We start from the raw sequence: 21,913 nt of genomic DNA, 5'->3' as shown, positions 1-21,913 counted from the left end.
ATCAACTCTCAACCATTTCCTACAACATAATTACACCCTCAATTTTGGCAACTTCTTGATAAAGTCTGATAACATGCTCCGCATCGAGTACGAAACATTGTATCGTAATGCTGATGTATTTTCCGTTACTGCTTTCTCTTGTAGAAAAAGTATTTTTGGTGCCGTCAAAAACCTTATAAATTTCGGTAAGTTTTTCTTGATTATTGAGAATGATGAATTTATAAAGATAATCTTCAGGGAAATTGTGGTTTTTCTCTAAATTTATTTTTAAAGAAGCATAAAATTCTGCTTGTTCATCAAATGGTTCGTTTCCTGTTACTTCTATCATTGTTTTAAAGTGTTGTTTTCCAGCCAGTTCAGTTTAAAATAAGTTTTAATCGTTTTGGCTTTCAGTTCTAAAAATTTTTCTTGAGTTTCTAATAGTTTGTTTTCTCTGCTGTTAATTAAGAAAAGTGAACTTTCACCATTAGAAAATTTAATTTCTTCGGCTTTTAAAAGCCTTTTATAATTCTCAATGAGCGATTCATTATTTTGAGTTAAAGATAAGAAATTGCCCATTTCTGCATTGTAAGTCTGTATTTTGGTCTTTAATTCTTGATTTTTAAATTTTATATTCTCATTATTTTGGAGAATTTTCAACTTAATGTTTTGATAATCAGCACGAGTTTCTCTCATGAATATGGGTAACTCCAATTTTATACCATATTGATAATTATTGTCAAAAAGTGGCAGAATGTCCTGATTTTTAAACTCTTTATTGTACAAATTGTAGTTGAAGTTGATTTTAGGAAGAAAATTTTGCCATTTTAGTTTCCTTTCCAGTTCCAAAGATTTAGATTTTTCAAAATAATAATTCAGCGCATATTGTGCATCAATATTTTGTAAAAGTTTCTCGGTGATGATAAAATAATCTTGGGTAAACTGTGTATTCAGTTGTTCACTTGGTTTAGTAAACAGCGGAAGATTGTAATTTTCACCGTTTTCTTTCCAAAGAAATTGTGAAAGTTCTATGGTAGAAATATTAAACTTGTTCTGAGATTCTATGGTTTTGGCTTCGAAACTTTGCAGTTGCGCGAAAGCTTCTACAGTATCTATGGCTGGTCTTTCTCCCAACTCAAATGATTTTTTGACCAATTGATATCTTTTTTTGTTGAGGTCAAGAACCTTTTTGTTCAATTCTAAAATTTCGTAATTTTTCACCCATTCCCAAAAACTAAAATTGGCTTCCAAAAGGATTTCATTTTTGAGCATTTCTTGCTCGTAAAAAGTCATTTTGCTGAAATTTTTAGATTGCTGAATAGCGGTTCTTCGTTTATTGTAAACCAAATCTCTTGCAAGCGGAATGCTTATTCCTACATGGTTTAGAACGCCTTTAGTTTCTTCATTATTCAGTTTATTTCCAGTCAAATCATTGGTGCCAATGTTGAAATCTATTCCGTACCAAGTTGGGAGATTCAGTTCTATGTTTTTTTGACTGTAATATAGCGTGTTGTCTATTTTTTTCTCGCCAATTTTTGCAGAAATATTTGGGTCAAGTAAAGCTTTGGCTTTCAAAATATTATTTTGAGCAATATTTTTTTCCCAATCAGAAATTTTAATAATAGGATGGTTTTTTTGAACCCAAGAAATATAATTTTCATAACTCAAAGCAATAGAATCTTGAGCGAAAAAATGATAAGACGTGAAAAGAAAAATAAGCAATAAAATTTTATTTTTTCTCATTCTTTTGGGTGTTTACTTGATAATAATCTGGCGGAAAACCATTGATATTTCTCCATATTTCGTACCAAATCGGCACATCATTCAGAATTGCAATTCCACTGGCTCCTGTTCCGATTTTCATGTTGGGTGGCCATCTTTTTTGGGTTTTATCTTCGGCTACAATCGCTTTAAACAAACCGTTTTCACTGATGGAATTTTCTATGGCAATGATTTTTCCAGAAAAAGTTCCGTAGCTAGAATTAGGCCAACCTGAGAAAACAATCGCTGGAAATCCGTCGAAAGTGAGCATCACCTTTTGATTTTCTCTAATTAGCGGTAAGTCTACAGGTTTTACATAAATTTCTGCGATGTAATCTATCTTTTTCGGAACAATAATTCCGATGGTTTCTGCATCTTTTACAATTTCGCCAATTCCAGCTTTCGTGAGTTGTGTAATTTGTCCGTCTTGCGTTGCCAAAATGTAATACAAACCTTTTCTTACTTTATAGGTTGCCACTTGATTTTCTAATTTTGCAATGTCGCCAGTGCTTCCAGCAACTTGTCCCATACTTTGGAAACGATCACCTTCAGTTTTACTCAATTTTTCTGTATATTCTTGAATAACAGCGTTTTGTTCTATGTTTTGAGCCGTGATTTCTTGTTGAGTTTGTGCCAATTTATTCTCCGCAGACGTTTTCTTGGCAAGAGCATTTTGATAACTTACATTTCGTTGTTGCAATTGAGTAAGAGAAACCAAACCTTCTTCATACATTTTATTCTGACGATTAAGCTGGTCTTGAGCAATTTTTAATTCATTGTTTACGGCGGTAAGTTCGGCTTGTTCTGCTTTTAATTTATTTTGTAACTGAGCAATTTTAATTTTAATTTGATTCAGTTTCAAATCTTTAGAGGCAGTAATGGCTGCAATTTGGTTTTCTGTGGTAGAAATTTTGGCATTATAATATTCTCTGACTCCTTTTTTTGCTTGAACTTGTTCCTGAGTTCTTTCTACCAAAAGTGGGTCTAGATAATCGTCTTTAATTTCAGAAATTTGAAGAATAGTATCGCCTTTTTTTACGACATCTCCGTTTTTCACATACCATTTGATGATTCTTCCAGGAATAGGAGAGTTGAGTTTTTGAGGTCTTTGTTCCTGAAATAAAGTATTAACATTTCCTTGAGTTTTAATATTCTGAGTCCAAGGCAAAAACATAATGAAAACAAATGCTAAAAAAGTAAATAAAAACCATTTGGCAACATTTGATTTCTTATTGATATGATAAATATTTTCGAGTGATTTGAGTTGCATCGTTTTATTTTTTAGTTTCTAATAGGCCATTAATCATGTGAAAATGTTGATGAGCTTTTTGGATAAAGTCATCATCTTGAGTAACCACAATAATGGTTTTTTCCTTGGCTAATTCTTGTAAAAACGCTATCATTTTTTCTTTGATTTCTTTTGAAAGTCCATCATAAGGATCTTCTAAAATGATGATTTTATTATCCGTAGCAAGAGCTCTTAGCAGAAGGATTATTTTCTTATTGCTGTAAGAAAGTTGAGAGTTTCCATCTTGAATTTTGGTCAAAAATCCTTTGGTAAATTTAGTCCCGAAATCATCAATTCCTATTTTTTGAGCAATATGATTGATTTTTTCTACGGTTATTTTTTCATTTCCCAGTTGAATATTTTCCAATACCGTTCCTTTGAAAACATCTATATCATCGGTATGAATGCTGATTCCTCTTCTGATTTGGTCTTGAGTTAAATTTTTAGAAGAAACACCATTGTATAAAATATGTCCAGAAGTAGGTGCGTAAATTCCAGACATCAAATTGATAAGCAAAGATTTACCTGAAGAAAGCTCTCCCGAAATCACATTGATGCTGCTTGGTTGAACTTTGAAATTTAAATTTTTCAGAATATCTTCATCTCCAAAACCAAAAGAAACATTTTTAAATTCAATAGATTGAATATCATCTTTGATATGGATAATGTCGCTTGTTTCATTTTCTAGCGGTAAATCAATAACCTTCGAAAGTTTGCTGAGCGCCGTAATGACATCATAATAACTTTCTAAACTTTTAATGAGTTTTTCTACGGCGGTTAAAATGGTAAGCACTACAATTTCAGCAGCGATAAACGCACCAATATTCAATTTTTGGTTGACCAATAAATAGGTTCCGATTACTAACATAACCAGTGTAATCAAAACTTTGAAGAAAATAATGGTTTTATATTGAAATAATAGAACTTTGAAATGATGCGTTCTGTAACTTAGATAATCCAGAAGTCTGTCATCTGTTTCTCTAAGGTGAAGGTTGGTATGTTTATTAGCTTTGAAAGATTTCACCGAACTGGCAATATCTTCTAACCAAGATGCGACAAAATATTTCTTATCACTTTCGATTAAACTTGTTTCTATCCCTTTTTCTGAAGTATAATTAAAAATCAAAACTACTCCTACCAATACAATTCCGCCAAAAGCTAAAAACCATGGGTGGTAAAAAGAGAGGAGAATAATCCCAAATAAAATATGAATAATAGCAGTAGGAATTTCGAGGAGAATTTTAGAAATCCCTTTTTGTAAATTTTGGGTGTCAAAAAAACGATTGATAAGTTCTGGTAAGTAATATTGATTGGTCTTTTCGAGTTTTATTTTAGGTAAAGTTTCCGAAAAAGAGATGGCATATTCTACGAATATTTTTTGTTGAATTTTTTCGATGATTTCCATTACTTTCACCCTGAAAAATCCTACTAACCACGTTCCAAGAACTACAAATGCAATGAGAATATAAATAGAAGTAACCATAGTTGCACCCATCGCAAAACTGATGATGGCTTGTATTCCCAGTGGTAAACTCAACTGAACGAGACCACTTAATATGGCATAAAAGTAAATATTGAGAACATCTTTTCTTTCTTTAGTAATATACTTCAGAAGCCTTTTTCCTTGCTCTTTTGCCGTCATTGTGTTTTAAATTTTGTCAAAAGTAATGCACAAAAAAATCAATTGCAATAGCTCGCAATTGATTTTACATATCATGATATTGAAAACCTCTATTTCAAAATATTCATAGGATTTTCTGGATTGGTTTTTTCGTAATTTTCTACAATGTTGAACAGTCCATTCACCATTTGTTCAGCCGCTAAATTGCTCAAACTTAAACTTGCCGAAGAACTAGAATTTTGATTTCCTAATAAACCGCCAAGCAAATTATTTCCTTGTAAAGCGAGATTTACACTTCTTACAATACCGTATTCATTGAGTTTCGCATCTACTTTTGGCGCAATTGCAGCCATGAGTTGTGCACTGGTTTTTTGTTTAAGATAAGCAGTTGCAGCGCCACTTCCACCTTGTGCAATTTGTTGAGCTTCTGCAGAAGTCATATCATTAATCGCATTTATTAAAATAGGTTCTGCAATCGGAGCAACAAATGCAGCAGCATCTGCAATGTAGCCTTTTTCCTTCTGAACCAAATTGCTTAATCCTAATTTTTCTAGGGTAGAATTAATGTCTTTCAGCTGTTGTGGAAGTGCGACATTAATCAATTCATTGCCCAAGAAACTATTTTTATCTTTAAAAATTCCTAAACCTTTAGAAACGCCACCAATTAAAATCTTTTTAAGAACCGAAAGTCCTACTGTAGTGGCAATTGTCATACAAGATTGCGTGGTAGTGGTAATAATTCCCACCGAACCTAATGCTAATCCTGCTGCTAAAATATATTTTTTCATAATAATCTTTTTAAGGGAAGTTTTCAAATATCAAGCCAAAGTTACAATTTTTTGGGCGTGTATTTTTTTCCTTTGCTTTTTCCTTGCAAAAAATACCGCGCTTTTCGCTGCAATTCCTCGTGAAAACTAACGCTCGCTTCGCTCGCGCCATTTTCACTGCGGGATTTCCGCTGCAATCGCTCACGCAAAACAATTCCGAGTTTCGACATCCGACATCCATCCTCTAACATCTAAAATCTAACATCTAACATCCAACTTCTAGCTTCTCAATATTTCAAAATTTTCTCTACAGCTTCTGCCAATTCTTCATTGGGCATAAATTGGTCTTCTAGCTTTTTGTTGAATGGAATTGGTGTGTCCATAGAAGCTACACGTAAAATAGGAGCGTCTAAATCCTCAAAACAATGTTCAGAAATTAATGCAGAAAGTTCCGCTCCGAATCCACAAGTTAAAGTGTCTTCGTGCAGAATTATCACTTTATTGCATTTTTTCACCGATTCGTAAGTGGTTTCTGTATCGAGTGGAATCAACGTTCTTAAATCAACAATTTCTAAAGAAATTTCAGGATTTTTTTCTGCAAATTCTAAAGCAATGTGAACTCCTAAACCGTAAGTAATAATGGTAAGTTCATTGCCTTCTTTTACTTTTCTGGCTTTCCCGAATGGAGTAGTGTAGAATCCTTCTGGAACGTTTCCTTTCAGACTTCTGTATAATTTTTTATGTTCGAAAAACAATACTGGATTTGGATCTTCAAAACTTTGAATCAATAAACCTTTAGCATCATCAGGAAACGCAGGATAGGCGATTTTCAATCCTGGAGTTTTGGTAAACCAAGCCTCATTACTTTGAGAGTGAAAAGGTCCCGCTCCAGTTCCCGCTCCAGTTGGCATTCTTACCACTACATCAGCATTTTGGTTCCATCTGTAATGCGTTTTTGCCAAATTATTGATGATTTGATTGAACCCTTCCGTTACAAAATCTGCAAATTGCATTTCTACCATAGATTTGTAGCCATTAATGCTGAGTCCCAAACCAGAACCTACAATCGCTGCTTCGCATAATGGTGTATTTCTGACTCTTTTTTTACCAAATTTTTCAACAAAACCTTCTGTAATTTTAAAAGCGCCGCCATATTCTGCAATGTCTTGTCCCATTAAAACCAAATTCGGATGGTTTTTCGTGGAAATTTCTATGGCTTCAGAAATCGCATCGATGAATCTTATTTCTCTGTTTTGTAATTTTTGTGGTAAGATTTCTTGATTGTCAAAAGGTGCGTAAACATCTTCTAATTCCTTTTTTTTATTCGGAATGATTTCTGGTTCTGCGATGGTTTGGTCAAGTGCATCGTCAACTTGTTTTTTATAAGATTCTTTAATTTCTTCAATCAAATTTTGGGTTAAAATTCCTTCAGAAAGTAAGAATTGTTCGTAATTAGAAATCGGGTCTTGTTTTGTCCATTCTTCAATCATTCCTTCTGGATAATATGCTGTTCCTGAAGCTTCTTCATGACCTCTGAGTCTAAAAGTATTGCACTCTACTAAAACAGGTCTAGGATTTTTTCTGATGCTTTCTGCTAAATTTTTGAAAGTCTGATAAACTTCCAAAATATTGTTTCCATTGATAGAATGGGCTTCTATTCCGTAGCCAATTCCCTTATCTGCGAATGATTTGCATCTAAACTGTTCACGAGATGGCGTAGAAAGTCCCCACTGATTATTTTCAACGACGATGATGACAGGCAGATTCCAAACAGCAGCGGTGTTTACAGCTTCGTGGAAATCTCCTTCAGAAGCGCCACCGTCACCAGTGTAAACTAAAGTGCATTTTTCTTCCTGATTCAATAAATGAGAAAGAGCAATTCCGTCTGCAACTCCCATTTGTGAACCCAAATGAGAAATCATTCCCACAATTTTGAATTCTTGAGTCCCGAAATGAAAACTTCTGTCTCTGCCTTTGGTGAAACCATTCATTTTTCCTTGAAACTGAGAAAAAAGTCTATCTAGTGGAATTTCCCTTGAAGTAAAAACACCTAAATTTCTATGCATGGTCAAGATGTATTCTTCTTTGTTCATCGCAAGAGCAGAACCTACAGAAGTAGCTTCTTGTCCCCAACTAGAAAACCATTTAGATATTTTCCCTTGGCGTAAAGCAATGAGCATTTTTTCTTCTATGGTTCTAGGTAAAACCATAGCTTTATAAAGGTGGAGTAATGTTTCTTTATCAAGATTTTCGGTGTTGAAATTCATAAGGAAAGTTTAAACTCAAAAATAATCAAATGTGATGAGAGCAACAATTTATAAATTGTCAAATTTTCAATAAAGTCTAGATAAATTATCTATTTGTTAAATGAAAAACATAAAAAAACGCTCTCAAAATTTTGAGAGCGTTCTTAATATTTATAAGTCTGAATTTTAAGCTTCAGTGTTTGCTTCTTCAATAGCTACATCAGAAACAACTTCGAATTCATATTCGAATTCTACGTTTCTGTGAGGTCTTACTTTAGCAGAGAATTTACCTGTTCTCTTGATAGTATTTCCAGGGATTTTGATGTATTTTTTGTCTACTTCTACACCAGCTTTAGCTAATTCTTCAGCTAAAGTAGCATTGTTAATAGAACCAAAAATCTTATCACCTGTACCTACTTTTGCAGCGATAGAAACAGTTGTAGCTTTTAATTTTTCGATGATTGCAGTTGCAGCAGCGATTAATTTAGCTTCTTCTTCTTTTCTAGCTTCTAAAGTAGCTTCTAGAGCAGCTTTATTTTTAGGAGTTGCAAGAAGTGCATAACCTTGAGGAATTAAGAAGTTTCTTGCATAACCTGGTTTTACATTTACTGTATCAAACTCAAGTCCTAAGTTTTCTACGTCTTTTTTTAGGATAATTTCCATTGTTGTTGTCCTTTTTTGTTTTAAAAAGTTAGGTTTAGTAAACTAAAACCAACAATTTATTTTTTGTTAATAATTATTTTAATAAGTCTGCTACGTAAGGCATTAAAGCTAAGTGTCTAGCTCTTTTGATTGCTGCAGAAACTTTTCTTTGATATTTAAGAGAAGTACCTGTATATCTTCTTGGTAAAATTTTACCTTGTTCGTTTACGAACTGTAATAAGAAGTCAGCATCTTTATAGTCTACGTATTTAATACCGAATTTTTTGAATCTACAGTATTTTTTATCAGATTTAGTATTGATATCAAGTGGAGTAAGGAATTTTACTTCTGATTCACCTCCAGCTGATGCTTGTTTTGCCATGTCGTCGATTGCCATTTTTGTAAATTTTTTAAGGGTTAAAAATTAAGCTTTAGCAGTTTTTACTTTAGCTCTTCTTTTCACTGCGTATTCTACGCCATGCTTATCAAGTTTAGTAGTTAAGTAACGGATTACTCTCTCGTCACGTTTGAAAGCAGTTTCTAAACCTGCAACTACAGTACCTTCACCTTTGAATTCAATCAAAGTGTAGAATCCATTCTTTTTTAATTGAATAGGATAAGCTAATTTTTTAAGACCCCAATTTTCTTTAGCAACGATTTCGCAGTTGTGCTCTTTTAAGAAGTCTTCGAATTTTTTAACTGCTTCCTCCACCTGAGCGTCAGATAGAACGGGAGTTAAAATGAAAACAGTTTCGTAATTGTTCATAATGTTAAAAATATTTGTTAATTATTTCGAGGTGCAAAAGTATTGAAACTTTTTTAAATACACAATATTGATGTGATAATTTGTTGATTTAATGATGTGTTAATGCCAGAATTTAGATTTATTTCGCTAAATTTTCTATTCCATCTTTGTCTAAACGGAAAACCGTCCATTCATCCATTGGTTTTGCACCAAGAGATTTATAGAATTCTATAGAAGGAGTATTCCAATCGAGTACGCTCCATTCTAATCTACCACAGTTTCTTTCTTTGGCAATTCTAGCCAATTCTACTAAAAGTGCTTTTCCGTAACCCTTTCCGCGAGTTTCTGGTTCTACGAATAAATCTTCTAGATAAATTCCTGGTTTGCCAACAAACGTAGAAAAGTTATGAAAATAGAGTGCAAAACCTACTGGTTTTTCGTCTTCTTCTGCGATGAGAACTTCTGCAAATTTTTTCTCAAAAATATTGGTGCGAAGTTCTTCTACTGAAGTGATGACATCGTTTTCTAATTTTTCGTAAACGGCTAATTTGTAAATGAGGTCAAAGATGGTTTGTGTGTCTTCTGGCGTTGCTTTACGGATTTGGAAGTTATTCATATTGAAAAATTTTACTTGTAAATATGGAACTTTTTTGAAATGAGAATTTCTATTTTATTATTTGGAAGTTTATTGACGTAAATATTTTTATAATCAAGCGTTTTTTCTTTAGTTAAAATAATTTTTTGATTATTGATATAGATAATTACTTCTTTGAAATCCTTTTCTAATTCATAAGAATCTGCAACACCTAAAATATCACTTGTGCTAATTTTTTTGTCATAAACTAATTTCTTATCAACATATATTTTAATGTAATCAGATTTAAAGTAGTCTTCAAAAGTTATATTGAGAAATGGACTTGTTTTTTTTTCAAAATTTTTCTCTAAACTTGTTAATTGATGGTTTTTATCATCATACTTAATGGCAATTCTATTATTACAACTTACTAAAATGATTACTAAAAATGATAAAGTAATTATTTTTTTCATGGTTTATTATTTTTTTTTTTCAAAAATAGCAATTTTTTGACGAAAATGTAACTAGCCCCGATTGCAGCGACATCCTTTTTCTTAGGTTGGGAATTGCGGTTGCAAGAAAAAGATATAGCGGAAAGCGGGAAATGCTTCTAAAACACCCCGTCAATCTCGCTAAAGCGGATTGACACCCCTCTAAAAGAGGGGAACCCACAAAAAAAAACCTCCGAAAAATTTCGAAGGTTACTTTTTACTTTTATCTTTTTACTTGGTTCTTAAATTTCTGTATTCATGTCCCAGTTTTGCAGGTAATCATGAACATGTTTTAGGAACATTCCGCCAAGAGAACCGTCTACAACTCTGTGGTCATAAGAATGACTCATGAACATCATTTGACGAATGCCAATCATGTCGCCATCTTTGGTTTCAATAACTGCAGGCTTTTTCACAATCGCACCAATTGCCAAAATCGCAACTTGCGGTTGAGGAATAATAGGCGTTCCCATTAAATTTCCGAAAGTTCCTACGTTTGAAATGGTGTAAGTAGCACCTTGAGTATCTTCTGGACGAAGTTTTTTGTTTCTCGCTCTGTAAGCCAAATCATTAATTGCTTTTGCTAATCCAGAAAGTGATAATTGGTCAGCGTTTTTAATCACAGGAACGATAAGGTTTCCGTCTGGTAAAGCAGTTGCCATACCAATGTTGATATTTTTCTTTTTGATGATTTTGTCACCATCTACAGAAACATTAATCATTGGGAAATCCTGAATAGCTTTTACCACAGCTTTCACGAAAATAGGCATGAAAGTTAATTTTTCGCCTTCACGTTTTTCGAAGATATCTTTGTGTTTTGCTCTCCATTTTACCACATTGGTTACGTCTGATTCTATGAAAGAAGTTACGTGTGGCGAAGTTCTCTTAGAATTAACCATAGCATCTGCAATGATTTTTCTAACTCTATCCATTGGAATGATTTCATCACCTTCTGCAACTGGAACTGGCGCAGATTGCGGTGCAGCAGCAACTGGAGCAGTTACTTGAACTGGCGCAGCAACTGGAGTAGAAGTGCCTCTGTTTTTCACAAAAGCCAAAATATCTTCTTTGGTAATTCTGCCTTCTAAACCAGAACCTTTAATGGTTTTAAGTTCTGCTTCAGAAATATTTTCTTCTTGAGCAATAGATTTTACGAGTGGAGAAAGATAAACATCTCCAGAAAATTCTTGAGGAGTAGAAGTGGTAGCTAAAGGTTTTTCTAATTCTTTTACTACTTCTACAGCAGGAGCTTCAGTTTTAGGTTCTTCCGCTTTTGGAGTTTCTGCAACTGGTGCAGCTTCTCCTTCTCCTGTTGTACCATTGAGCGGAGTCGAAATGTCTAAAATAGCGATTGCTTCACCAATTTTAGCAACTTCGTCTTTATGTTTTAAAATTTTTACAATTTTCCCAGAAACTGGTGTAGGAACATCAGAGTCTACTTTGTCGGTAGCAATTTCTACCACAGAATCATCTTCATTTACGGTGTCGCCTTCATTGTATAACCAACTGATAATAGTAGCTTCCATCACGCCTTCTCCCATGCTTGGAAGGATTAATTTGTATTCTGCCATTTTACTTTTTGAATTTTCACAAAGATAAAAATTTTTTGGAATTACGAATTAATAAAAATTAGATACTTTTTTTATGAATTTTCTAATGGAAGAATTTTAGGATTCTGAGAAACTTTCAAAAATTTATTTCTGAGGTGCTTTTAAAATTCAATACTTTTGTTTTAGAAATTACAGTCAGTTATGAATTTACACATTGTAGCATTATTTAGATTCAAAGAAAATCATCTTTTTGATGCGATAGAATTATTGAAAAAGTTAGTAATAGAAACCAGAAAAGAAGAAGGTTGTTTGCAATATGATTTGGTAGAAGACCGAGAAAACAAAGGCACTTTTTTCTTAATTGAACTTTGGGAAACCGAAGGACATCATCATTTACATGCAGGAACAGAACATCTTTTTACTTTTAGACAAAACGCAGCTCCGCTGATGGAATCTCAAACCGAAGTTTACAGAGGAGCGAAGATTTTTTAAAAAGAAAAAGCGAAACTTAAAAAAGTTCCGCTTCGAAAACATCTTGAAAATGTTTCTTTATTTTTTCTTTTACTTCTTCCACTTCTGTCGGTGTAAATTCTCTTTCTAGTTCACGTTTTAGGGAAGTAACTGCTTTGTCCTTGATTCCGCAAGGAATAATGTATTCGAAATAGCGTAAGTCTGTATTGACATTTATGGCAAAACCGTGCATAGTCACCCATTTTGAAGTTTTAACGCCTAATGCACAAATTTTTCTAGCAAAAGGTTTTCCTACATCGAGCCAAACTCCAGTTTCGCCCGCGCTTCTTTCGCCTTTTAAACCGTATTCTGCAATGGTTCTGATGATTACTTCTTCCAGATTTCTCATATATAAATGAATATCTGATTTGAAGTTGTCTAAATCCAAAATCGGATAGCCTACAAGTTGACCGAAACCATGATAGGTAATGTCTCCACCGCGATTGGTTTTTACGAAAGTGGCGTCTATTTCTTTTAGTTTACTTTCATTAGCAAGCATATTGTGCTCATCACCAGATTTTCCTAAAGTGTAAACATGTGGGTGTTCTACAAACAGTAAATAATTAGGAGTAGTTTCGGGTTCTTGGTCTTCGTTTTCTCTGTTTTTGATTTTAATGGCAATGATTTCATCCATTAAAGATTGTTGATATTCAAAAGCCTCAAGATAATTTTTAAGACCCAATTCTTCGAATTTTATTTTTTTGTTTTGTGAAGCGTTCATTTCTAATTTTTGGTTCACAAAAATAAGTTTTTTTTTAATAATTATGCTTCGAATAAATTTTTTAAAAAATCTGATATGATTTTTAGCATTTTGAAAAAAGGGAAGGCTTTATTCGCTAAATTTGTGAAAATTTAAAAATAAATAAAATATTATATCTATGAAAAGAGTAATTTTAACACTAGCTTTCGGTGCATTAGTAGCGGTTTCTTGTTCTAAAAAAGAAGAGCCAGTAAAAGAATCAAATGTAATGTTGCCAGAACCTACAGAGCAAACTGCTGCTACAGCTGCTGCAACTCCTGAAGAAGAAGGTAAGGCATTAATCGCAGGTTCAGATTGTCTTACTTGTCATAAAGAAGATGCTAAATTAGTAGGTCCTTCTTATCAAGATGTAGCGGCTAAATATACGGAAGCGGATATTGATATGTTAGCAGATAAAATCATTAACGGTGGTAGTGGAGTTTGGGGAGAAGTTCCTATGTCTGCTCACGCTGGAATGGATAAAGAAAATGCTAAAAAAATGGTGAAATATATTCTCACTCTAAAAAAATAAACAATTGTACCAATTGTGATTTTAACAGAAGGCAACCTTTTTGGGTTGCTTTTTTCTTGACCAGGCTAATTTTTAAGAAATTTAAAAATTCGTAAAAAAATCCTTATTTTTGCAATTCCAAAAAATTGAAAAACAATGTCTTTATCAGAACAGGAAATCATCAGAAGAGAGAAATTACAGAAACTGACCGAAATGGGAATAAACGCATTCCCAGCAGATGAATATAAAATTACAGATACTACCAAGTCTATCAAGAACGATTTTACTGAAGGAAAAGCAGTGAAAATCGCAGGTAGATTAATGTCTAGAAGAATTCAAGGGAAGGCTTCTTTCGCAGAATTACAGGATTCTGAAGGTAGAATTCAGGTGTATTTTAATCGTGATGAAATCTGTACTGGCGAAGATAAAACGCTTTATAATGAAGTCTATAAACATCTTTTAGATATTGGTGATATCATCGGTGTAGAAGGAGAATTGTTCAAAACTCAAGTGGGAGAAATGACGGTAATGGTGAAAAATTTTACGTTATTGACCAAAGCACTTCGTCCGCTTCCGCAACCTAGAACTGATGAAAATGGAGTAACTCATGATGCTTTTAATGACCCAGAACTTAGATACAGACAGCGTTATGTAGATTTGACGGTGAATCCTCACGTAAAAGAAATTTTCGTAAAGAGAACCAAGTTGTTCAATGCAATGCGTGAGTTTTTCAATAACGCAGGTTATTTCGAGGTAGAAACGCCTATTTTACAGGCAATTCCTGGTGGAGCTGCTGCAAGACCATTTATTACGCATCACAATGCTTTAGATATTCCATTGTACATGAGAATTGCAAATGAATTATATCTGAAAAGATTAATTGTAGGTGGTTTTGATGGGGTTTATGAATTTTCTAAAAATTTCCGTAACGAAGGAATGGATAGAACCCACAATCCAGAGTTTACCGCGATGGAAATTTATGTAGCCTATAAAGACTACAACTGGATGATGGATTTCACTGAGAAATTATTAGAATTCTGTGCGGTTTCTGTTAACGGAACTCCAGAATCTCAGTTTGGAGAACATACCATCAATTGGAAAGCTCCATATCCTAGAGTTTCGATGACAGAAGCGATTCAGAAATTCACAGGTTTTGATATCACTGGAAAAACTGAAGATGAATTGCGCGATTTTGCAAAATCTATCGGAATAGAAGTAGATGAAACGATGGGGAAAGGAAAATTAATTGATGAAATTTTCGGAGAAAAATGCGAAGGGAACTTCATTCAGCCGACTTTCATTACCGATTATCCAATCGAAATGTCGCCTTTAACTAAAAAACACAGAAGCAAAGAAGGACTTACCGAACGTTTTGAATTAATGGTTTGTGGTAAAGAAATTGCCAATGCATATTCAGAGTTGAACGATCCAATTGATCAAAGAGAACGTTTCGAGTCTCAAATGGCGCTTTCTGAGCGTGGTGATGACGAGGCAATGTTCATAGACCAAGATTTCTTAAGAGCGTTAGAATATGGAATGCCACCAACTTCAGGTTTGGGAATTGGTATGGATAGATTAATTATGTTCCTTACCAATAATGCATCTATTCAAGAAGTATTGTTTTTCCCACAAATGAGACCAGAAAAAGCGGTTCCAAAAGTAGAATTGAATGAAGATGATAAAATTATCATTGAGATTTTAGAAAAAAATGGAGGTGAAATGAGTTTAGCTGAGGTAAAAACACAATCTCAATTTTCAGGAAAAAAATGGGACAAAACGTCTAAAAATCTTACCAAACTAAATGTAGTGAAGGTAGAGAAAACAGATGATGATTTGTTAATGAAATTAGTGTAAAACTATATAAATAGAATCAATAAAAGCGGACTGATGTCCGCTTTTTTTTGGAAGAAATTGAATGAGTTTTTCCAATAATTTTTGTGTTATTGTTGATAACTTTTTATGATTTTTAAGCCGTTTTTTCTTTCATATCTCACTAATTTTTACGATATTTGTAAGTCTTTGAAAAAAGAAAAATTTCAAAAAAAATAATATTAATTTTAATTTGCTGAAGGCAAAAAGCTGAAAGCAGAGAGCAAAAAATATGAGTCAAAAACAATATACAGCAGACAGTATTCAGGCATTAGAAGGAATAGAACACGTGCGTCTTAGACCTTCTATGTACATTGGTGATGTAGGTGTTAGAGGTTTGCATCACTTGGTTTATGAGGTAGTTGATAACTCTATTGACGAAGCTTTGGCGGGTCATTGTGATACCATTGCAGTAACCATCCACGAAGGAGACGGGATTTCTGTAAAAGATAATGGTAGAGGTATTCCTGTAGACTTTCACCAAAAAGAACAAAAATCTGCGCTAGAAGTAGTAATGACCAAAATTGGTGCAGGTGGTAAGTTTGATAAAGATTCTTACAAAGTTTCTGGTGGTCTTCACGGAGTTGGGGTTTCTTGTGTGAACGCACTTTCTACTTCGTTAATTGCTACTGTTTCTAGAAACGGAAAATTATACCAACAAAAATATTCTCAAGGAAAAGCATTAGCAGATGTACAAGAAATAGGAACTTCTACTTCTACAGGAACTGAAGTTTTCTTTCAACCAGATGGAAGCATTTTCCAAGAATTGGTATACAATTATGATACTTTAGCTGCTAGATTAAGAGAATTAGCTTTCCTAAACAAAGGAATTACCATTACTTTAACAGACGAAAGAAGAAAAAATGAAGATGGAAGTTTCCCAACTGAAACGTTCCATTCAGAAGGTGGCCTTAAAGAATTTGTTGCCTACATTGACGGAAACCGTGAATCAATCATGGAACACGTAATCTTCATGGAAGGTGAGCGTGATGATATTCCGGTAGAAGTAGCGATGCGTTACAATACTTCATTCAACGAGAATTTACACTCTTACGTAAATAATATCAATACGCACGAAGGTGGAACGCATTTAGCAGGTTTCAGAAGAGCTCTTACTAGAACTTTAAAGAAATATGCGGATGAACTAGGTCTTCCTGCAAAAGAAAAAGTAGAAATTACGGGTGATGACTTTAGAGAAGGTCTTACAGCGATTATCTCAGTAAAAGTAATGGAGCCTCAGTTCGAAGGGCAAACCAAAACCAAATTAGGAAACTCAGAAGTTTCTGGTGCTGTAGATAAAATTGTAGGCGAAATGCTTACCAATTTCTTAGAAGAAAACCCTAATGAAGCGAAGCAAATCGTACAAAAAGTAGTTCTAGCTGCAAAAGCAAGACAAGCTGCGAAAAAAGCTCGTGAAATGGTTCAGAGAAAATCTCCAATGGGAGGTTCTGGTTTACCAGGAAAATTATCTGACTGTTCTTCTAAAGATCCAGAAATTTCAGAAATATTCTTAGTAGAGGGAGATTCTGCAGGTGGGACTGCTAAACAAGGTAGAGATAGACATTTCCAAGCGATTCTTCCATTGAGAGGTAAAATCTTGAACGTAGAAAAATCTATGCTTCACAAAGTATATGATAATGACGAAATCAAGAATATTTATACTGCTCTTGGTGTTTCTGTAGGAACTGAAGAAGATTCTAAAGCTTTGAATTTGGCAAAACTAAGATATCACAAAATCGTAATCATGACCGATGCTGATATTGATGGTTCTCACATTTCTACGTTGATTCTTACGTTCTTCTTTAGATATATGAAAGAACTCATTGAACAAGGATACATTTACATTGCACAACCGCCTTTATATTTATTGAAAAAAGGAAACAAAAAAATGTATGCTTACAACGAGAAAGAAAGAGAAGCAAAAACATTAGAAATGGCTCCAGATGGAAAAGGAGTAGAAGTACAGCGTTATAAAGGTCTTGGGGAAATGAACCCAGAACAGTTATGGGAAACTACTCTAAATCCTGAAAACAGAATTTTAAAACAGGTAACCATAGAAAGCCTTGCAGAAGCAGATAACGTATTCTCTATGTTAATGGGCGATGAAGTGCCACCAAGAAGAGAATTCATCGAGAAAAATGCAATCTATGCAAATATTGACGCTTAAAATTCAATATTTTATCAATAATTTCAAAACCGTTCAATTTTTGGACGGTTTTTTGCTATATTTAAGCTCACAAATCTGAATTCCATGAAAACTATTTTTCTAGCTTTAGCTACTGCTTTCGTACTCTTTTCTTGTAGCCCAAAAACTACAGGAAATAAAGGAATTATTCCAGAAAATGCCAATGAATTGGCTTCTGAAAATTTACCTTTTGCGGTAGATTCTCTTCAATTGCAAGATTCTATTTCCGTAGCAAAAACTTTGAAATTACGAACTTCATCAACCATTTTGTTATTTCCTACGCTGCATAATAAAACTTTATTAGACAGTATTTATAGTCCATCTGGAATCAAATTAGAGACATATTCTAAAGAAAATATTCAGAAAGAATTGGTAAATCAAAAAGAAGCTTATTTTTCTCAAGCTCAAGAAGATGCTAAAGAATATACTCCAGATTTTGAACAAACTTGGGAAGAAAATTCTTACATGAAGGTTTTCTCTAATCAAAATGATGTTCTCACCATTTCTTATGAAAATGATGGCTTTTCTGGTGGAGCACATGGTTACTATAATATATTGTTCAAAAATTTTGACTTAAAAACCAATGCAGTAATTCAACTTTCTGATATTTTTAAGGATATCAATAAAGTAGATTGGAATAAAATTTTAATGAAAAATTTTAAAAATCCAGACCAAAAAGAAATGCTTTTAGTTGATAAAATTCCTGTAAATAACAATTTCTATTTTGATTCCCGAAACATCACTTTTGTGTACAATCAATACGAAATTACAGCTTATGCAGCAGGAGTAGTGGAAATTTCTATTCCTTTTTCTGAGTTGAAATCTTACTTAAAACCAGAATTTATTTCGAGGAATAACATTAAATAATTCCGTACTTTTGCACCCATGCAAAATGTAGCATTTATCATCAATCCTTTTTCTGCAAAGAAAAATTATCAGCCTTTTCTTAATTCTTTACAAGCAAAGGTTGAAAATCCGTTGTATTTAATTTCTAAGTCTATTCAGGATACTGAAAATTTCATTAAGGAAAATTTTGAAAAAATAGACGTTTTCGTTGCTATTGGTGGTGACGGAACCATTTCTACGGTTGCGAAAAATTTAATTCACACGGATAAAATTCTAGGGATTTACCCAGCAGGAAGCGGTAACGGTTTTTCGAATGAAACCAAGTTTTCTAAAAATTTAGACGAACTTTTAGCGAAAATCCAAAAGAAAAATTTTAAAGAAATTGATACGTTTACAGTAAACGAAAGATTTTCGATTAATGTAGCTGGAGTAGGATTTGACGGCGCTGTAATCGAAGCTTTTGAGAAGACTTCTAGAGGTTTTAAAAACTACATCAAAACTTCTATCCAGACTTTTTTTAAATACCAACCGATTATCATCAAATTTGAAGAAAAATTTAAAAAATTTGATGGAAAATACTTGATGCTCAACGTTGCAAACACCCGTCAATTTGGGAATAATGCCTACATTGCTCCTCATGCAAGTAAAAGTGATGGTTTGTTAGAAATTGCTTTGGTAAAGAAGTTTCCTTTCACGCATTCTGGCGTTTTTGCTTATAGAATGTTTACCAAAAAATTGGTTCCCAATCAGTACATTCATTATTTGTCAGTTCCAGAAATTGAGTTTTCAGTTGATTCATATTTGTGGCATTTAGACGGTGAATTTAACCAAATTTCATCTCCAGTTAAAGTAAAAGTTCTTCCAAAAAGTTTAAGAATTTTAGTCTAAATTATCTAAAGCTTCTTTGTACACATTCAGTACTTTTTCTCTGGCTTTTTTATGCTCTACGATAGGTTTTGGATAGTATTTTGTTCCAAATTCAGGAATCCATTTTTTAATATATTTAAAATCTGGATCGAATTTTTTCTGTTGTTCATCTGGATTGAAAATTCTAAAATAAGGAGCGGCATCACAACCTGAACTTGCACACCATTGCCAGTTTCCATTATTCGCACTTAAATCGTAATCCATTAATTTTTCCGCAAAATAGGCTTCGCCAATTCGCCAATCAGTAAGCAAATGTTTGATGAGGAAACTCGCGGTAATCATTCTCACTCTGTTGTGCATAAAACCAGTAGCGTTCAGTTCACGCATTCCCGCATCTACAATAGGAAATCCTGTTTTTCCAGCTTTCCATTTTTCTAGAAATTCAGGATTATTTTCCCAAGGAATGGCATCATATTTTGTCTTGAAAGAATGATTGACCACTTTTGGAAAATGATACAAAATCTGCATAAAAAATTCTCTCCAAATCAATTCTTTCAGAAAAGTAAGATTATTTTCTTTGGCAATTTTGGCTAATTTTCTTACGCTGATGGTTCCAAATCTCAGATGAACACCCAATTGTGTAGTTCCTTTTACCGCAGGGAAATTTCGAGTTTCTTCGTAAGTTTTGATGATGTGAAGATCTGCTTCTGGAACTTCAAATGCTAAATCTGTTTTTTGAAAACCAATATCTTCAATTTTAAATTCTTCAAAAGGAATATCTAGTAAATTGTCTAGTTTTTTTTCTGTTGGAAATCCTTGTAAATCAACTTTTTGAAATTCATTAAGCCAAAGTTTTGAATACGGAGTATAAACCGTGTAAGGTTTTTTATCGGCTTTTACAATTTCGTCTTTGTGAAAAATAACTTGGTCTTTAAACTGATGAAAAGCGATATTTTTTGAAGCCAAAAAATCCGCAATTTCTTGGTCTCTTTTTATTGCGTAAGGTTCATAATCTTCATTGCAATAAACGGCTTCTATTTCATAGTTTTCAGTGAGTTTTTTATAAATTTCAAAAGGTTTTCCTTTGAAAATTTTGATGCCTTTATTCTTTGATTTTAAAAAAGAATTCAGGGTTTGTAACGTTTGTACAATGAAATCAACTCTCTTATCCGACTTATTTTCTAATAAATCTAAAATATCTTCGTCAAAAATAAAAATCGGCAGAACCTTTTTTCCCGATTCTAATGCTTGAAATAATCCGTGATTGTCTTTTAAACGAAGGTCTCTTCTGAACCAAAAAATAGATATTTTATCCATGCTTATTCTATCAAATGAAGGAGTTCTTTAATTTCAGAATTCTTGTATTCTGTGTACAAAGTGTAGTGAAAATCGTTTACTTTTTTCAGTAATTCCAGCAATTTTGTTTTTTCATCATTTTTAAGATTTGCCGAAAGAATTCTAGAAGTGGTATTGACTTTTTCTACCGATTGATGGAAGGCTTCTTCTCCTTTTTTGGTCAAAGTCAATCTTTTGGCACGTTTGTCATTTTCATCCACGGTTTCTTGAATCAAACCATCGTCTAGAAGTCTTTTGATGATTTGAATTCCCGTTTGTTTTTCGTGACCGTTTCTTTCGATGAGTTGCATTTTGGTCAAAGAAGGCTCATCTTTGAGTCTGTAGAGATAAGTAAATTCTTCGTTCGCTAAAGTCGGGAAATCGCTTAAACCTTTGCGAATCATTTGTTTAGAAAATCTGCCCAAAAGCAAAACCTGTTTGCAAATTTCATTTTCGGTGAAACTTACATCGTGGTTTTCATTTTTAAAAAGTTTGGTCGGACTTTCCGTAGTATATTTTTTTTCGTTGAGCCAAATTCTGAAATCTTCTATCGTAGCATGATTTTTAAACGATTTAGAATGTTCATATTCCTGAACTTCTAAAAGGAGATTAATTAAAAAACTGGTTTCCATATTGCTTATAATTTAATAGTACTCATTCCTCCGTCAATGCCAAAAATCTGTCCGGTAATCCAAGAAGAAGAATCAGAAAGTAAAAATACAACCATTTTTGCAATTTCTTCTGGATTTCCTATTTTCTGTAGCGGATGTCTTTTCGCAGCGGCTTCTCTTTTCTCTGGCGATGCCAATAAAGCAGTGGCTAAATTGGTGTCTGAAAGTGATGGCGCAATAGCGTTAAATCTTATTTTTTGTAGCGAAAATTCTGCCGCTAAACTCTTTATCAAACCTTCTACAGCGCTTTTACTTGCGGAGATAGAAGAATGAAAAGGCATCCCTAATTTTGCTGCAACGGTGCTGAATAAAACCACACTAGCACTTTCAGACTTTTTAAGATTTGGCAATATTTTTTGAATGATTTTAATAGCACCCAAAACATTAATTTCAAAATCTTTTTTGAAATCTTCAGCAGATAATCTTCCGAAAGGTTTCAAATTGATGCTTCCTGGTGCATAAACCAATCCATCAATTTTTTCAGGAAAAGAAACATCATCCAAAGTGTCTGTTAGAATGTCTTTTTGATAAAAATGAAGTTTTACATTTTTCAATTCTGGAGTTTCTGTTCTAGAAATTCCGATGATTTGGGCTTCGTTTTGTAATTGTTTTGCGGTAGCTAAACCTATTCCGCTTCCACAACCGATGATGACTATATTTTTCATATTATTTTAATTTTTTGTTTTATTTTTTCTCACAGATTTTAAATCTAAAAT

Annotated in this window: 22 protein-coding genes; 6 read left to right on the top strand and 16 right to left on the bottom strand. The window is 33.4% G+C overall.

The window, feature by feature from the left end; all coding sequences use genetic code 11:
* Window positions 1-19 precede the first annotated feature (19 nt).
* From QO190_RS07015 to QO190_RS06960, 12 genes are all read right to left on the bottom strand, one after another.
* Window positions 20-328 (bottom strand): DUF493 family protein, encoded by a 309-nt coding sequence (locus tag QO190_RS07015; RefSeq protein WP_371462175.1) that lies wholly within the window; start codon window positions 326-328, stop codon window positions 20-22.
* Window positions 325-1,722: a TolC family protein gene (locus QO190_RS07010; RefSeq protein ID WP_371462176.1), complete on the bottom strand. Its 1,398-nt coding sequence runs from the start codon at window positions 1,720-1,722 to the stop codon at window positions 325-327. The genes QO190_RS07015 and QO190_RS07010 overlap by 4 nt, the downstream gene beginning before the upstream one ends.
* Window positions 1,709-3,010, bottom strand: coding sequence for an HlyD family secretion protein (locus tag QO190_RS07005; protein ID WP_371462177.1), 1,302 nt, complete (start codon window positions 3,008-3,010; stop codon window positions 1,709-1,711). Before QO190_RS07005 ends, QO190_RS07010 begins: the two co-directional genes overlap by 14 nt.
* Window positions 3,011-3,014: 4 nt before the next feature.
* Window positions 3,015-4,670, bottom strand: a complete 1,656-nt coding sequence (locus tag QO190_RS07000) for a peptidase domain-containing ABC transporter (RefSeq protein ID WP_371462178.1) — start codon at window positions 4,668-4,670, stop codon at window positions 3,015-3,017.
* An 89-nt stretch (window positions 4,671-4,759) separates the two neighbouring features.
* A complete protein-coding gene (locus QO190_RS06995; protein WP_371462179.1) occupies window positions 4,760-5,437 on the bottom strand; it encodes a DUF4197 family protein in 678 nt (225 codons plus the stop codon).
* A gap of 266 nt (window positions 5,438-5,703) precedes the next feature.
* The gene (locus QO190_RS06990; protein ID WP_371462181.1) at window positions 5,704-7,683 is read right to left on the bottom strand and encodes a thiamine pyrophosphate-dependent enzyme; all 1,980 of its coding nucleotides are present in this window, start codon (window positions 7,681-7,683) and stop codon (window positions 5,704-5,706) included.
* 165 nt (window positions 7,684-7,848) lie between these two features.
* Window positions 7,849-8,325, bottom strand: a complete 477-nt coding sequence (rplI, locus tag QO190_RS06985) for a 50S ribosomal protein L9 (RefSeq protein WP_371462182.1) — start codon at window positions 8,323-8,325, stop codon at window positions 7,849-7,851.
* A gap of 73 nt (window positions 8,326-8,398) precedes the next feature.
* Window positions 8,399-8,701 carry a 30S ribosomal protein S18 gene (gene rpsR / locus QO190_RS06980; RefSeq protein WP_069796669.1) on the bottom strand — a complete coding sequence of 101 codons (303 nt, stop codon included), beginning with the start codon at window positions 8,699-8,701 and terminating at the stop codon, window positions 8,399-8,401.
* Window positions 8,702-8,728: 27 nt separating this feature from the next.
* Entirely contained in the window at window positions 8,729-9,070 is a 342-nt protein-coding gene (rpsF, locus tag QO190_RS06975) for a 30S ribosomal protein S6 (protein ID WP_069796667.1), read from the bottom strand.
* 118 nt (window positions 9,071-9,188) lie between these two features.
* Window positions 9,189-9,665: an N-acetyltransferase family protein gene (locus QO190_RS06970; protein ID WP_371462183.1), complete on the bottom strand. Its 477-nt coding sequence runs from the start codon at window positions 9,663-9,665 to the stop codon at window positions 9,189-9,191.
* An 11-nt stretch (window positions 9,666-9,676) separates the two neighbouring features.
* A complete protein-coding gene (locus QO190_RS06965; RefSeq protein ID WP_069796662.1) occupies window positions 9,677-10,096 on the bottom strand; it encodes a hypothetical protein in 420 nt (139 codons plus the stop codon).
* Between the two features lie 260 nt (window positions 10,097-10,356).
* The gene (locus QO190_RS06960) at window positions 10,357-11,685 is read right to left on the bottom strand and encodes a dihydrolipoamide acetyltransferase family protein (protein ID WP_371462184.1); all 1,329 of its coding nucleotides are present in this window, start codon (window positions 11,683-11,685) and stop codon (window positions 10,357-10,359) included.
* Between the two features lie 180 nt (window positions 11,686-11,865).
* On the opposite strand from QO190_RS06960, the gene QO190_RS06955 reads away from it, so the two are divergent.
* The gene (locus QO190_RS06955; RefSeq protein ID WP_371462185.1) at window positions 11,866-12,156 is read left to right on the top strand and encodes a putative quinol monooxygenase; all 291 of its coding nucleotides are present in this window, start codon (window positions 11,866-11,868) and stop codon (window positions 12,154-12,156) included.
* 16 nt (window positions 12,157-12,172) lie between these two features.
* On the opposite strand, the gene lipB is transcribed toward QO190_RS06955, so the two are convergent.
* Window positions 12,173-12,895: a lipoyl(octanoyl) transferase LipB gene (gene lipB / locus QO190_RS06950; RefSeq protein WP_371462221.1), complete on the bottom strand. Its 723-nt coding sequence runs from the start codon at window positions 12,893-12,895 to the stop codon at window positions 12,173-12,175.
* 157 nt (window positions 12,896-13,052) lie between these two features.
* On the opposite strand from lipB, the gene QO190_RS06945 reads away from it, so the two are divergent.
* The 5 genes from QO190_RS06945 (at window position 13,053) to QO190_RS06925 (ending at window position 19,212) form a co-directional block, all read left to right on the top strand.
* Window positions 13,053-13,445 carry a c-type cytochrome gene (locus tag QO190_RS06945; protein ID WP_371462186.1) on the top strand — a complete coding sequence of 131 codons (393 nt, stop codon included), beginning with the start codon at window positions 13,053-13,055 and terminating at the stop codon, window positions 13,443-13,445.
* 135 nt (window positions 13,446-13,580) lie between these two features.
* Complete coding sequence (lysS, locus tag QO190_RS06940; protein ID WP_371462187.1) at window positions 13,581-15,278, top strand: lysine--tRNA ligase; 1,698 nt, start codon at window positions 13,581-13,583, stop codon at window positions 15,276-15,278.
* A gap of 247 nt (window positions 15,279-15,525) precedes the next feature.
* The gene (gene gyrB, locus QO190_RS06935) at window positions 15,526-17,460 is read left to right on the top strand and encodes a DNA topoisomerase (ATP-hydrolyzing) subunit B (RefSeq protein WP_069796649.1); all 1,935 of its coding nucleotides are present in this window, start codon (window positions 15,526-15,528) and stop codon (window positions 17,458-17,460) included.
* A gap of 84 nt (window positions 17,461-17,544) precedes the next feature.
* Complete coding sequence (locus tag QO190_RS06930; RefSeq protein WP_371462188.1) at window positions 17,545-18,345, top strand: DUF3298 domain-containing protein; 801 nt, start codon at window positions 17,545-17,547, stop codon at window positions 18,343-18,345.
* An 18-nt stretch (window positions 18,346-18,363) separates the two neighbouring features.
* Window positions 18,364-19,212, top strand: a complete 849-nt coding sequence (locus tag QO190_RS06925; protein ID WP_371462189.1) for a diacylglycerol kinase family protein — start codon at window positions 18,364-18,366, stop codon at window positions 19,210-19,212.
* Here the strand turns inward: QO190_RS06925 and QO190_RS06920 are convergent.
* Genes QO190_RS06920 through QO190_RS06910 form a run of 3 tightly spaced genes read right to left on the bottom strand, consistent with a single transcriptional unit; the run spans window position 19,204 to window position 21,862 of the window.
* Complete coding sequence (locus tag QO190_RS06920; protein WP_371462190.1) at window positions 19,204-20,508, bottom strand: deoxyribodipyrimidine photo-lyase; 1,305 nt, start codon at window positions 20,506-20,508, stop codon at window positions 19,204-19,206. The genes QO190_RS06925 and QO190_RS06920 overlap by 9 nt on opposite strands.
* Window positions 20,509-20,510: 2 nt before the next feature.
* The gene (locus QO190_RS06915; RefSeq protein WP_371462191.1) at window positions 20,511-21,158 is read right to left on the bottom strand and encodes a MarR family winged helix-turn-helix transcriptional regulator; all 648 of its coding nucleotides are present in this window, start codon (window positions 21,156-21,158) and stop codon (window positions 20,511-20,513) included.
* Window positions 21,159-21,163: 5 nt separating this feature from the next.
* Complete coding sequence (locus tag QO190_RS06910) at window positions 21,164-21,862, bottom strand: SDR family NAD(P)-dependent oxidoreductase (protein WP_371462192.1); 699 nt, start codon at window positions 21,860-21,862, stop codon at window positions 21,164-21,166.
* Window positions 21,863-21,913 lie beyond the last annotated feature (51 nt).

Source organism: Cloacibacterium sp. Arc13, assembly GCF_041431305.1.
Taxonomy (GTDB): Bacteria; Bacteroidota; Bacteroidia; order Flavobacteriales; family Weeksellaceae; genus Cloacibacterium; species Cloacibacterium caeni_B.
This window is presented reverse-complemented; position numbering and strand designations above follow the sequence as displayed.

Excerpts from the sequence above, each read along its gene's own strand:
- QO190_RS06930 (WP_371462188.1), top strand. The coding sequence starts at position 17,545 with ATGAAAACTATTTTTCTAGCTTTAGCTACTGCTTTCGTACTCTTTTCT.
- rplI (WP_371462182.1), bottom strand. The coding sequence starts at position 8,325 with ATGGAAATTATCCTAAAAAAAGACGTAGAAAACTTAGGACTTGAGTTT.
- QO190_RS06995 (WP_371462179.1), bottom strand. The coding sequence starts at position 5,437 with ATGAAAAAATATATTTTAGCAGCAGGATTAGCATTAGGTTCGGTGGGA.
- rpsR (WP_069796669.1), bottom strand. The coding sequence starts at position 8,701 with ATGGCAATCGACGACATGGCAAAACAAGCATCAGCTGGAGGTGAATCA.
- QO190_RS06965 (WP_069796662.1), bottom strand. The coding sequence starts at position 10,096 with ATGAAAAAAATAATTACTTTATCATTTTTAGTAATCATTTTAGTAAGT.
- QO190_RS06925 (WP_371462189.1), top strand. The coding sequence starts at position 18,364 with ATGCAAAATGTAGCATTTATCATCAATCCTTTTTCTGCAAAGAAAAAT.
- QO190_RS06945 (WP_371462186.1), top strand. The coding sequence starts at position 13,053 with ATGAAAAGAGTAATTTTAACACTAGCTTTCGGTGCATTAGTAGCGGTT.
- QO190_RS06955 (WP_371462185.1), top strand. The coding sequence starts at position 11,866 with ATGAATTTACACATTGTAGCATTATTTAGATTCAAAGAAAATCATCTT.
- QO190_RS07010 (WP_371462176.1), bottom strand. The coding sequence starts at position 1,722 with ATGAGAAAAAATAAAATTTTATTGCTTATTTTTCTTTTCACGTCTTAT.
- QO190_RS06920 (WP_371462190.1), bottom strand. The coding sequence starts at position 20,508 with ATGGATAAAATATCTATTTTTTGGTTCAGAAGAGACCTTCGTTTAAAA.
- QO190_RS06915 (WP_371462191.1), bottom strand. The coding sequence starts at position 21,158 with ATGGAAACCAGTTTTTTAATTAATCTCCTTTTAGAAGTTCAGGAATAT.
- lysS (WP_371462187.1), top strand. The coding sequence starts at position 13,581 with ATGTCTTTATCAGAACAGGAAATCATCAGAAGAGAGAAATTACAGAAA.
- QO190_RS07000 (WP_371462178.1), bottom strand. The coding sequence starts at position 4,670 with ATGACGGCAAAAGAGCAAGGAAAAAGGCTTCTGAAGTATATTACTAAA.
- QO190_RS07015 (WP_371462175.1), bottom strand. The coding sequence starts at position 328 with ATGATAGAAGTAACAGGAAACGAACCATTTGATGAACAAGCAGAATTT.
- gyrB (WP_069796649.1), top strand. The coding sequence starts at position 15,526 with ATGAGTCAAAAACAATATACAGCAGACAGTATTCAGGCATTAGAAGGA.
- QO190_RS07005 (WP_371462177.1), bottom strand. The coding sequence starts at position 3,010 with ATGCAACTCAAATCACTCGAAAATATTTATCATATCAATAAGAAATCA.
- QO190_RS06960 (WP_371462184.1), bottom strand. The coding sequence starts at position 11,685 with ATGGCAGAATACAAATTAATCCTTCCAAGCATGGGAGAAGGCGTGATG.
- rpsF (WP_069796667.1), bottom strand. The coding sequence starts at position 9,070 with ATGAACAATTACGAAACTGTTTTCATTTTAACTCCCGTTCTATCTGAC.
- QO190_RS06910 (WP_371462192.1), bottom strand. The coding sequence starts at position 21,862 with ATGAAAAATATAGTCATCATCGGTTGTGGAAGCGGAATAGGTTTAGCT.
- QO190_RS06990 (WP_371462181.1), bottom strand. The coding sequence starts at position 7,683 with ATGAATTTCAACACCGAAAATCTTGATAAAGAAACATTACTCCACCTT.
- lipB (WP_371462221.1), bottom strand. The coding sequence starts at position 12,895 with ATGAACGCTTCACAAAACAAAAAAATAAAATTCGAAGAATTGGGTCTT.
- QO190_RS06970 (WP_371462183.1), bottom strand. The coding sequence starts at position 9,665 with ATGAATAACTTCCAAATCCGTAAAGCAACGCCAGAAGACACACAAACC.